Source organism: Flavobacterium sp. PLA-1-15 (assembly GCF_049060005.1).
Classification (GTDB): domain Bacteria; phylum Bacteroidota; class Bacteroidia; order Flavobacteriales; family Flavobacteriaceae; genus Flavobacterium.
In genome coordinates, this window is record NZ_JBMGQS010000020.1 from 11,988 (window position 1) to 23,956 (window position 11,969).

Annotated in this window: 12 protein-coding genes; 11 read left to right on the forward strand and 1 reads right to left on the reverse strand. The window is 37.3% G+C overall.

The window, feature by feature from the left end:
• Positions 1–99: 99 nt before the first annotated feature.
• The 9 genes from ACI6PS_RS11695 (at position 100) to ACI6PS_RS11735 (ending at position 7,658) form a co-directional block, all read left to right on the forward strand.
• Positions 100–828 (forward strand): hypothetical protein, encoded by a 729-nt coding sequence (locus ACI6PS_RS11695; protein WP_421012752.1) that lies wholly within the window; start codon positions 100–102, stop codon positions 826–828.
• Positions 821–1,573, forward strand: coding sequence for a hypothetical protein (locus tag ACI6PS_RS11700; protein WP_421012753.1), 753 nt, complete (start codon positions 821–823; stop codon positions 1,571–1,573). The genes ACI6PS_RS11695 and ACI6PS_RS11700 overlap by 8 nt, the downstream gene beginning before the upstream one ends.
• Positions 1,560–2,270, forward strand: coding sequence for a hypothetical protein (locus tag ACI6PS_RS11705; RefSeq protein ID WP_421012754.1), 711 nt, complete (start codon positions 1,560–1,562; stop codon positions 2,268–2,270). The genes ACI6PS_RS11700 and ACI6PS_RS11705 overlap by 14 nt, the downstream gene beginning before the upstream one ends.
• Complete coding sequence (locus ACI6PS_RS11710) at positions 2,260–3,012, forward strand: hypothetical protein (RefSeq protein WP_421012755.1); 753 nt, start codon at positions 2,260–2,262, stop codon at positions 3,010–3,012. Before ACI6PS_RS11705 ends, ACI6PS_RS11710 begins: the two co-directional genes overlap by 11 nt.
• Positions 3,002–3,802 carry a carboxypeptidase-like regulatory domain-containing protein gene (locus ACI6PS_RS11715; protein WP_421012756.1) on the forward strand — a complete coding sequence of 267 codons (801 nt, stop codon included), beginning with the start codon at positions 3,002–3,004 and terminating at the stop codon, positions 3,800–3,802. The genes ACI6PS_RS11710 and ACI6PS_RS11715 overlap by 11 nt, the downstream gene beginning before the upstream one ends.
• A 12-nt stretch (positions 3,803–3,814) precedes the next feature.
• Positions 3,815–4,318, forward strand: a complete 504-nt coding sequence (locus tag ACI6PS_RS11720; protein ID WP_421012757.1) for a DUF6702 family protein — start codon at positions 3,815–3,817, stop codon at positions 4,316–4,318.
• A gap of 64 nt (positions 4,319–4,382) precedes the next feature.
• Entirely contained in the window at positions 4,383–6,605 is a 2,223-nt protein-coding gene (locus tag ACI6PS_RS11725) for a M1 family metallopeptidase (RefSeq protein WP_421012758.1), read from the forward strand.
• A gap of 91 nt (positions 6,606–6,696) precedes the next feature.
• A complete protein-coding gene (locus tag ACI6PS_RS11730) occupies positions 6,697–7,068 on the forward strand; it encodes a Sec-independent protein translocase subunit TatA/TatB (RefSeq protein ID WP_421012759.1) in 372 nt (123 codons plus the stop codon).
• The gene (locus ACI6PS_RS11735) at positions 7,068–7,658 is read left to right on the forward strand and encodes a phosphatase PAP2 family protein (RefSeq protein WP_421012760.1); all 591 of its coding nucleotides are present in this window, start codon (positions 7,068–7,070) and stop codon (positions 7,656–7,658) included. Before ACI6PS_RS11730 ends, ACI6PS_RS11735 begins: the two co-directional genes overlap by 1 nt.
• A gap of 17 nt (positions 7,659–7,675) precedes the next feature.
• On the opposite strand, the gene ACI6PS_RS11740 is transcribed toward ACI6PS_RS11735, so the two are convergent.
• Positions 7,676–8,317 (reverse strand): O-methyltransferase, encoded by a 642-nt coding sequence (locus ACI6PS_RS11740; RefSeq protein ID WP_421012761.1) that lies wholly within the window; start codon positions 8,315–8,317, stop codon positions 7,676–7,678.
• Positions 8,318–8,409: 92 nt separating this feature from the next.
• Here ACI6PS_RS11740 and ACI6PS_RS11745 point away from each other — a divergent pair, with 92 nt between their 5' ends.
• Both ACI6PS_RS11745 and rlmN read left to right on the forward strand, forming a co-directional pair.
• Positions 8,410–10,674 (forward strand): T9SS type A sorting domain-containing protein, encoded by a 2,265-nt coding sequence (locus ACI6PS_RS11745; protein WP_421012762.1) that lies wholly within the window; start codon positions 8,410–8,412, stop codon positions 10,672–10,674.
• Between the two features lie 61 nt (positions 10,675–10,735).
• A complete protein-coding gene (gene rlmN / locus ACI6PS_RS11750) occupies positions 10,736–11,779 on the forward strand; it encodes a 23S rRNA (adenine(2503)-C(2))-methyltransferase RlmN (protein ID WP_421012763.1) in 1,044 nt (347 codons plus the stop codon).
• Positions 11,780–11,969: the final 190 nt, after the last annotated feature.

The window sequence follows — 11,969 nt, forward strand, 5'->3', positions numbered from 1 at the left end:
TATACTTTTTTTAATTAACATAACTTTACAAAGGCATTAATAATTAATTTGGAAGGGATTACGATACTTTTACCGAAAACAAATACTACACCTTTCAAAATGAAAAGATTTCAGTTCGGTTTGATTTTCGTTCTCGCTGTATCGCAAAATTTGTGGTCACAGGAAACGGTCAGGAAAAATCTGAACGGAAAAGTGATGGCCGAACTTTATAATCTTGAAGACATCGACGTGATTAATATGCAAACCGAAAAGTTCAAGAAGACGCAGACTAGTGGCTATTTTTCGATTGATGCCAAAGAAGGCGATACGCTGATGTTTTCGGGTGTCAATATTAAAGGTTTGAAAGTATTGGTTTGTGAAGAAGATTTGCAAAAGGATTTGTTGTTTGTAAAGCTCGAAACCGTTGCAACACAATTAAGTGAAGTTACCGTCATCAATTATAATCATATCAATGCGGTTTCGTTGGGAATTGTTTCGGCAGATCAAAAAAAATATACACCAGCCGAAAGAAAATTGAAATCGGCAAGCAAAGGTTTTTTGACGGTTGATCCTATTTTAAATATGTTTTCAGGAAGAACTGCTGAGTTGAAGCGAAATGTGGAAACGGAAAAGAAGGAATTCTGGCTGACAAAAATTGAAGAATTGTTTGAAGATGTAATTTTGGTTGAAAAATTAAAAGTGCCATCAGAATATATAAAAGGATTCCAATATTTCTTGGTGGAAAACAAAAGGTTTGTTCAATTATTAGAAGGAAAAAACAAGACGGTTTTGCATTTTGTTTTGGCAGAATTGGCGGTAAAATATAAAAGTTCAATCGCCTATGAGTAAAGCTACTTTCCTGATCTTTTATTTTATTTCCCAATTCGTTTTTTCGCAAAATGAGAAGCTTCTTCATGGTTTGATTGTAATAAAAGATGCTACGCCTCAAGGAGTTCATGTCATTAACTTGATGAACGAAAAAGAAACTGTTTCGGACAGTAAAGGAGTTTTTTCAATCTTGGCAAAACCGGATGATTTGTTGGTTTTTTCGGCCAATCATCTGGATTACATGCGAAAGATTATAGAGCCATCGGATTATGATTCTGCTCAAATTAGAGTTGAAATGACTTCCAAAATCAATGAATTGGATGAAGTTGAAGTGAGGAATTATTCTCATCTCAATGCAGAAAATCTGGGTATTACCAATGGCGTAAAAACATACACACCGGCTGAACGGAAATTGCAAACTGCCGGAGATTTTAAGCCTATACATTTATTGCAGATACTTGGAGGTTCGATGCCTTTTGATCCTGTTTTGAACGCCATAAACGGACGCACGAAAAGATTGAAGGAGCAAATTAGGATTGAACAAAAAGAACAGTATCTTTCTAAGCTGGATGAACTGTATGAAACTGATTTCTATATAAAAAAATTAAAAATCAATGCCGATTATGTGGATGGTTTTAAATATTATCTGCTTGAAGATGATGCTTTTGTAACGCTTTTGGAAAAAAGCAATGAAACCCAGATTTCGTTTTCAATGAGCCAGCTTTCCGTAGAATACAATAATTTAATTTCAGATGAAAAAAAGTAGTTTCCTGTTTTTTTTGGTTTTCAGTGTACAATTTTGTTTTTCTCAGGAGGAAAAAATAATCAATGGCAAAGTTGTAGTGAAAGATGCCAAAGTCAGTGATATCCGCGTAATAAATTTATCAAACGAAAAAGAAACAATAACCAATAGGAAGGGAGAATTTAGTATCTTAGTAAAGCCAGATGATTTGCTGGTTTTTTCGGCAGATTATTTAGATTATATGCGAAAGATAGTGGAACAAGACGATTATGATTCTGGTTTCATTACAATACAAATGACTTCTAAAATCAATAAATTGGATGAAGTTGTGGTGAAGAACTATTCGGGCGTGAACGCAGTTGCTTTAGGAATCTTATCGAAACCAGCGAAGGAGTATACTCCAGCCGAACGAAGGCTTTTTGGAGCAACAAGTTCTCCTGTGGATGCCTTGATCAATTATCTTTCGGGCAGAACAAAAATGCTTGAAAAAGGTGTAGAGATTGAAAAAAGAGAGTTTATGCTGGACAAGTTGGACGGACTTTATCCCGATGAATTCTACCTTCAGAATCTTGGAATCGAAAAAGAAAGAATCAAAGGGTTTCATTATTTCTTGGTGGAAGATTCACGGTTTCCCGAAGCATTGGATGCAAAAAACAAAATGCTGGCCACATTCTTGATTATAGAAATTGCTCAAAAATACAATCTGCTAAATGAAAAATAGTTTTCTTTTTGTTGTTTTGATAGTCACACAATTTGTTTTTTCTCAAGAGGCAAAGCTTCTCAAAGGAAAAATAGTGGTAAAGGATGCAATGGTCTCTGGTGTCCGGGTTGTCAATCTTGTGACTGAAAAGGAAGTGCTGACCGACAGTAAAGGTGAATTTACCATTATGGTTAAACCCGAAGATTTGCTTGTGTTCTCGGCTACACATTTGGATCACATGCGGAAATTTATTGAAGAGGAAGATTATACTTCAGGTGCCATCATTATTGAGATGACTTCAAAAGTAACGCAATTGGATGAAGTGGAGGTGCGAAATTATTCGAATATAAATGCAGTTAGTTTGGGAATTCTTTCCAGGCCCGCCAAAATATACACACCGGCAGAAAGAAGATTGAAAACCGCTACAGCCATGTATCCCACGGCAAATGTCGGAACAATGATGGGAGGTTCCCTAGGTTTGGATCCCTTGATTAATTGGATTTCTGGAAGAACGGCCATGTTGAAGAAGGAAGGAGAGGTAGAGAAAAAAGAATTCCTGCTCCAAAAACTTCGCAATTTGTACGACGATAAATATTACACTGAAAAATTAAAAATCAAGAAAGAATCCATCAAAGGATTTCAGTATTATGCAATTTACAACGAACGTTTCATCGAAGCCTTGAACTCAAGAAATAAGGTGCTCACGACTTTTTTAATAGGAGGATTGGCTTTGGAATTTAATAAAATATCAAATGAAAAATAATACCCTTACATTCGTTTTGCTCTTTATCACGCAAATTTTTTTTGCACAGCAACTGCCGCGTGAAATTCTTTATGGACAAATCATTTCCGACTCTATTACAGTTGAGGGCATTACCATAACGAATAAAACCACAAACCGTTATTCTGTTTCGGATAATGAGGGAAATTTTAGTTTACACGCTAGGGAAAAAGATACCTTGGTTTTTACGAGTATGAATTATTCTTCGAAATCGGTTGTTTTAAACTCTTCTGATTTTAAGATGAAGATTCTTCGCATAAAATTAAAAAGTCATATTATGCAGCTCGATGAAGTGATCATCGACCCAAATTCACTCACGGGTGATTTGGATAAGGACAGTAAGAATATAAAAGTCACTCAAATTGATATGAAAATCAATATGAAAGATGCATTAAATCAGGAGTTTGAGGCTGATGGACAAACTTCTGCGCTAAATACTGCAATTCGAGGGCCGGGGCACGTTGAAACACTTTACCAACCCGATCTAATTAAAATTGTTCAAATGTTTGGGCTATTCAAAGGGAAAAAGAAGGATAAAAAAGTTGAATTCACGTCCAGTAAAATATTCCCCGTAGCCGTTCAAGAAAAATTATCCGAAGGTTTTTTCTTGGACACCTTGAAATTAAAGAAAGACCAAATTGGACTTTTCTTGGCCTATTGTGAAAATGATCCAAGGGCCCAGGGTTTATTATATGCCAACAAAGAATTTGAATTGGTCGATTTTCTGATTTCTAAAAAACCGGAATACCTCAAATCGCTCGAAAAGAAATAGTATTTTTGGCAGATGAAAAAGAAAGGTTTTCTATTGTTTTTAGGGGTTTTGTTTGTTGCGTTCTCGTCTTTTGGAGTGCATAAATTCTATGTTTCCATTTACCAGATCAATTTTGTTCCCGAGAAAAAAATGCTTCAAATCACGTCCCGTATTTTTATGGACGATTTGAATTTTGTTTTGGAAAAGAAATTCAAAAAAAGAGTCAACATCGGAGAACCTAACGAAAGTGAGGAAGATGTTTCGATGATGAAAAAGTACATCGAGGAAAATTTTTCCATCAAAATCAACGGAAAGCCAAAAGAGATTCATTTCTTGAGCAAGGAAATTGACAATAATGTGGTGGTTTGCTATTTTAGGATAACTGCTATTTCAAAAATTACTTCCATCGAAATACAGAACAAAGTGCTCTTGGATTTAAATTCCGACCAGCAAAACATCATCCAAACCAACATCAACGGCAAAAAGAAAAGCCTGATGTTCGAGGGCGAAAGCTTTACTGAAATCTTAAAGTTTTAAAAAATCCAAACAAAATAATTACTTTTAGGGCTTTGCTTTTCCTAAGGCATCAATTTTTAGTGTTATGAAAAAATATACCATCTTGCTGTTTTTGTTCGTTTTTCAAATTGCTTTTGCACAACAAAAAGAAACCGATAAGCAAAAATCAGAACCCACTACCGATAAATTCCGCCAGATGTATGACCTTTTGGCGACTCCAAACATGTATCGCACCGCCTCGGGAGCTCCTGGTCCAGAATACTACCAGCAACAAGCCGATTATAAAATGGACCTTGTTTTGGATGATAAAAAAGCACGTCTGGATGGAGTAGAAACCATCACCTATCACAACAACGCAAAAGAACAATTGGATTATCTCTGGATTCAATTGGATCAGAATTCTCAAAATCCAAACTCGGTTACCAAAAAAAGAAACAGCAATTCGGTTGACCCTGCGATAAGCGTTCAAGGTTTTTCTAAAAATTATCTGGAAGAAAAATTTGATGGCGGTTTCAAGATTGAATATGTAAAAGACGCAAGCGGAAAGGCCTTGCTCTACACGGTAAACGAAACTATGATGCGTATCGATTTGCCGAAACCTTTGTTGCACGGCGAAAAGATTTCGTTTACTATAAAATGGTGGTACAACATCAATAATTACATGGTTCAAGGTGGTCGTTCGGGTTATGAACGTTTTGAAGATGGTAATAATTTATATGTTTTGGCACAGTTTTATCCTCGAATGGCAGTTTACAACGATGTTGAAGGGTGGCAGAACATGCAATTCTGGGGAAGTGGTGAATTCGCCTTGACATTCGGGAATTACGAAGTGAATATTACCGTTCCAGCTGACCACATCATGGAAGCGACTGGTGTTTTGCAAAACCCAAAAGAGGTTTTTACTTCAGAACAATTAAAGCGATATGCCCAAGCTGAAAAATCCTATGACAATCCCGTGATTATTGTCACACAAGCCGAAGCGATGCAAGCCGAAAAAGGTTTTTCGGATAAAAAGAAAACATGGAAATTCAAGGCAGAAAATGTGCGCGATTTTGGAATTTCAACCTCCAGAAAATTCATTTTTGATGCAATGGCCGTGAAATTAGGCGACAAGGATGTGATGGCGACTTCATTGTATCCGAAAGAAGGAAATCCGCTTTGGGAACAATATTCTACACGAGTGGTAGCCCATACTTTAAGAAGTTATTCAAAGTATACATTCGATTATCCGTATCCAAAGGCAGTTTCCGTAAATGCCCAAGACCAAGGAATGGAATATCCGATGATTTGCTGGAATTTCGGACGACCAGAGAAAGACGGAACCACTTCAGATGGTGTAAAATATGGAATGATTGGCGTAATCATCCACGAAGTTGGGCATAATTATTTCCCGATGATTGTCAATTCCGATGAACGCCAGTGGAGCTGGATGGACGAAGGTTTAAACACGTTTTTACAGTATTTGACAGAATTAGAATTTCAAGCCGATTTTCCAACCAGAAGAGGACCTGCGAAACTTATTGTTCCTTATATGAGTGGCGAACAATCTGGCTTGGAACCGATTATGACGAATTCCGAAAACATCCGTCAATTCGGGAACAATGCTTATGCGAAGCCTGCAACTGGTTTGAATATTTTGAGAGAAGTGGTAATGGGAAGGGAATTGTTTGATTTCGCCTTTAAAACCTATGCCAACCGATGGAAATTCAAACATCCGACACCCGAAGATTTTTTCAGAACGATGGAAGATGCCTCAGCTGTAGATTTAGACTGGTTTTGGAGAGGATGGTTTTATACCACTTGGGTGAATGACATCGGAATCAAGGAAGTAAAAAGTTTTGTCGTAACCGATAAAGCGCCTGCCGGAATCAAAGTGGAACAGCCATCTCGAAGAAACAGGTTTAACCTCGAAGGAAAAATGGTGTATATGATTGAAGACAGTAACGGAAAAACAAAAGCCTTGAAAATTGAAGACATCAAGCCTTTGGAGGAATATCTGAAATCAAATTTCACAGCAGAAGAAAGAACTAAGTTAAAAACTCCAAACTATTTCTATCAAGTCACTTTTGATAAACCTGGAGAATTGGTTATGCCTATTTTGGTAGAACTTACATTTGAAGATGGAACAACCGAAAATCATTCATTTCCAGCACAAATCTGGCGTTTGAATGATAAGGAAGTAAGCCGAGTTTTTGCAACTGAAAAGAAGATTTCCAAAATAGTAATTGACCCGAAATTACTTACTGCTGATATTGATGTAACCAATAATACATGGCCAAAAGAAGCCGTGAAATCAAAATTTGATTAAGTTGTTAATTTATAAAATGGGAAAATCTTAAGAGAATTGGCAAAGCCTAAAACCATTTTTTAGTTAACTTTGTAACCTCAAAAAAAGCAAGATGTTTGGAATTGGTGGTTCGGAAATAATTTTTATCATAATGATTGTCGTAATGCTTTTTGGTGCCGATAAAGTACCAGACATTGCACGAACTTTAGGTAAAGGAATGGCACAATTGAAAAATGCAACTAACGATATCAAAAGTGAAATCCATAGAAGTGCCGAAGAAAGTGGCTTCGATAAAAACAGCCTAACAGGCGGTTTCACAGAAGAAATTGATAACGTGAAGCAAGGTTTCAATAAGATGATATCCGATAATAATCTCGACAAGCCTTTGGATATGACTTCCGTTACCGGCGATATCGAAACCGAAATCAACAAAGCCAAGGAAAACATCGAAGACATGACCGGACCTATCAAAAGACAGCGATAATGTTCGAGCAGTTGTTACAGTTCGATAGGGATCTACTGGTCTATCTTAACGGATTGGGTTCTGAAAGTTGGGATGGCTTTTTTCTATATGCAACCAAGCAACTCAACTGGTGGCCTTTCTTCTTGTTTCTTATTTATCTTCTTCTAAAAAAAATAAGTCCAAAACAGTTTTTATTATTGGTTTTGGTTTTAACCGTTTTCTTTGTTTTCACCGATCAGATGACTAACTTGGTAAAAAACACAGTTGAACGCTATAGACCAGTAAACGATCCGGAATTAAAAGACGTCATCCGTTTTGTAAAGGGAAGCCACAGCTGGAGTTTCTTTTCCGGACACGCTTCAAATTCGAGTGGTTCCATCTTGATTTTATTTTTAATCTTAAGAAAATACTATAAATACGCCTTCCTTATTTTCTTTTTTCCATTGATTTTCGCTTATACCAGAATCTATTTGGGATTGCATTTCCCCGGCGATATTTTGGTTGGTTATCTTTTTGGAACAACAACAGGTTTCGGTTTTTATAAACTATTTTGTTATTTCAACAATAAATACAACTTGACCGATAAACAAAATAAAAACGCTTTCATCTAGAAAGCGTTTTTTTATTTTTAAAGTACCCTACTGACAGTCAGTCCATCTCTAATTGGCAACAAAACTGTTTCAACCCTTGGGTCTTCTTTCAGTTTTTTGTTGTATTCCAACAAGACATTTGTGCTCAAATCTTTGGGATTTGGTGTTTCCAGAACTTTCCCGCTCCACAACACATTATCCGAAAGGATGATGCCGCCTTTATTCATTTTAGGAAGAATAATTTCAAAATAATTTAAATAATTTTCCTTGTCGGCATCCACAAAAACCAAATCATATTTTTTGTCCAAATTTGGAATAATCTGTGTAGCATTTCCTAAATGCTGAAAGATTTGTCCTTTCCAATCCGATAAATCAAAATATTTTTTCTGGAAATCCATTAACTCTTCATTGATGTCAATGGTGTCAACTGTTCCGTTTTCTTGCATTCCTTCACAAAGGCATAAAGTTGCATAACCGGTATAAGTTCCGATTTCTAAAATATTCAAAGGTCGAATCAATTTGGACAACATACTCAAAACACGTCCCTGAAAATGACCGCTCAACATTCTTGGCAGTAAAATCTTCTGATGTGTTTCTCTGTTTAAGGCAGTCAAAAGTGCCGGTTCATTTTCAGAATGATGGGAAACGTAGTCTTCTAATTCTTGTGATATGAAGTGCATGTTTTTTCTGCAAAGATAAAAAAGCAAGCAATAAAATTTTAGGTATCCGCTTTTTTTATAGTTTTACAAAAATTTAATAAAATTGTTAGAAAATGAAATTTAAGATTGCGTTTTTGTGCATTTTGTTTTCCATTTATGGAATGAACGCACAAGTTACAAATGAGGGTAAGCCAAAGAGTTGGAGCCTTAGAAATACAGCTAAAATTACCCCGATAGTTCTTCCGGAAATTAATCTGAAAAAATTACAAGCAGAGGATTTGGTGAACGATCAGCGAAAGGATTTGCCTTGGCGTTTTGGACAAGAAATCATCGTAGACTATAATCTTGGAAATTCAGGCGAGTGGACTACTCTTGAAAATGGTGATAGAATTTGGAGGATTCGTTTCCAATCAAATGGAGCCAAAACGATGAATTTTATTTTCAGCGATTTTTATATGCCGGAAGGCGCAACCTTGTACTTGTACAATAATAATCGTACCGATTTATTGGGAGCTTATGATTCTAAGCAAAATAACGATCAAAGAGTTTTAGGAACTTGGTTGGTTAATGGAGAAGATATTTTCTTGGAATATTATGAGCCAAAAGCACAATTCAATCAAGGAAAGCTGGAAGTATTTAAAGTAATCCATGGATACAGAACATCTGATGAAAATGAAAAAGCGGTTGACGATGATTTGAATTCTGCTGGGAAATGTAATTACGACGTAGATTGTACGATGGGTGCTATTGACGCATTAAAAAATGTAAACAAGAAATCGGTAGGATTAATGATAACTGGTGGCGATAGCTTCTGTACTGGAGCTTTAATCAACAATACGAGTAATAATGGAACTCCATACTTTTTAACGGCTAATCACTGCTATTCTAATCCAGCCACTTGGTCGTTCAGGTTCAAGTGGATCAGCCCGAATCCAGTTTGTGCTCAGAATGCTGCAAGTACAAATATGACAGGGCACCTAACAATTAGTGGAGCAACATTAAGAGCCAGACGTACAGAATCTGATTTCTGTTTGGTTCAAATTAATTCCGCAATACCTGCAACTTGGGATGTTAAATGGGCAGGATGGGACAGAGGAACAACTGCGCCACCATCCGTTTTTGGAATTCATCACCCGGCTGGAGCAATCATGAAAGTATGTCTGGATAATGGAGCTCCAACTTCGCAGGATGCTGGCGGAAATGTTTGGAGAGTAAACGATTGGACACAAGGTGTAACAGAAGGCGGTTCTTCCGGTTCGCCACTTTTCAATAACCAGGGAAGAATTATTGGCCAGCTTTGGGGTGGTTCTTCAGGATGCAGCGGATTGGTTGATAATGGTGGTTATGACGATTACGGAAGATTGAATACATCTTGGAATACAGGAACAACTCCAGCAACGCGACTAAGAGATTGGCTGGATCCAACCAATACCAATGCAATGACAGCAGATGTATATCCGCCTTCAGTGGTTTATCCGGTAAATGCGCAAGCTTCAATAGCAGGTTTGAATAACGTAGTTTGCGGAAGCCAAATTAGTCCTACAATCAAGATAACCAATAACGGTTCCACTGCTTTAACATCGGCTACAGTTAAGTATAATTTAAATACAGGTTCGCAAACTACGATCAACTGGACAGGAAACCTTTTGCAAGGACAAAGTGCTGAGGTATCTGTTGGACAATTGAATATAGCCAGTAGCGAAAGCACTTTCTATGCAATTATTGAAAACCCTAATAATACAACAGATGGTTTTCCAGCCGACAATACTGCCTCAGTTGCCTTTAGCGTCGCTACTTCGTATGAAACTACTCAAGTGGTATTTCAGTTGACTACAGATGGATATGGTGAGGAAACCTCTTGGTCGCTAAAAGATTCAAATGATGTAGTCATTGCTTCGGGTGAAAATTATGCAGATAACACAACCTTTAATCAAATAATCGATTTACCGGCAGACGGATGTTATACTTTTGAAATCAATGACGAATATGGCGATGGTATTTGTTGTGAAGAGGGTAATGGAAGCTATTCTTTAAAAACAATAAGCAATCAAATAATTATTCAAGGTGGAAATTTTGAAACAGGCGAATCAATCACTTTTGGAGCATCAGAAAATCTTTCTACAGATGATTTTACATCAAGTAATTTCATAAAAGTGTATCCAAATCCATCAAAAGGAATTTTCAATCTAAAACTTGACAATGCTTTGGATATTGAATTTGAAGTCTATAATATCTTGGGACAAACCATCATAAAAGGAAGTTCAAATAGTAATCAGTCTACAATTGATTTATCTGCGCAAACTGAAGGAGTTTATCTTTTGAAGATAACCGACAAAGTTTCGAGCAAAACTAAAAATTTCAAACTCATAAAAGAGTAATACAAAAGGGGAGCATTTAGCTCCCTTTTTTTATGCAAAACAATTTCAGTACTTTTGCATCATGCAAATCGAGAAAAAAGACATCAGGGCATTATCAAAAGACCAACTTCGGGATTTTTTTGTGGCAAATGGAGACAAGGCCTTTCGCGGAAATCAAGTCTATGAATGGCTTTGGAGCAAAGGCGCCCATCAATTTGATGACATGACCAATGTAGCCAAGCCAACCCGCCAGATGCTCGAAGAGAATTTTGTCATCAACCACATCAAGGTCGATCAGATGCAACGAAGCGAAGACGGAACCGTTAAAAACGCAGTCCGACTTCACGATGGTCTTGTCGTAGAATCCGTTTTAATTCCTACCGAAACCCGAACAACCGCCTGTGTTTCTTCGCAAGTAGGTTGCAGTCTCGATTGTAATTTCTGTGCAACCGCCCGTTTAAAAAGAATGCGAAATCTTGGTCCAGACGAAATTTACGATCAAGTCGTAGCCATCGATCGCGAAAGCCGTTTGTATCACAATCATCCACTTTCCAACATCGTTTTTATGGGAATGGGCGAACCGTTGATGAACTACAATAACGTCCTCAAAGCCATCGAAATGATCACTTCGGCAGAAGGTTTGGGAATGTCGCCAAAACGCATCATGGTTTCCACATCAGGAATTCCAAAAATGATCAAAAAGCTGGCCGATGATGAGGTGAAATTCAAGCTGGCCGTTTCCCTGCATTCCGCTATCGATGAAATTCGTGCCCGAATCATGCCGTTCAGCAAGAATTTTCCTTTAAAAGATTTGCGCGAAGCACTCGAATATTGGTACCGAAAAACCAAAAGCAAGGTTTCCTACGAATATGTCGTTTGGAAAGGCATCAACGACAACAAGGAATCCATCGATGCACTCGTGAAATTCTGCAAATACGTTCCCTGCAAGGTCAATCTGATCGAATACAACCCAATCGACGACGGCGAATTCCAACAAGCTTCCGAAGAGTCCATTAATGCCTACATCAAGGCGCTCGAAGCCACCGGAATCGTAGTAAAAGTACGCCGTAGTCGCGGAAAAGACATCGATGCCGCCTGTGGACAATTGGCCAATAAAGAAGCATAGTATTTTTAGGAGCAGAACTTTAGTCTGGTTTCAGAAACCATATTCCCGCCTTCCTTCCAAATCTTTTTTGTTTTTAAAGAAAAAACAAAAAAGGATTTTCCCTCCAGTCGGGGCTAGTTTAAAAACTTTAGGCATTCTTTAAACTTTCTGACTCATCAGGGCCGAATCTTTCAATCCTTCAATATTTAAA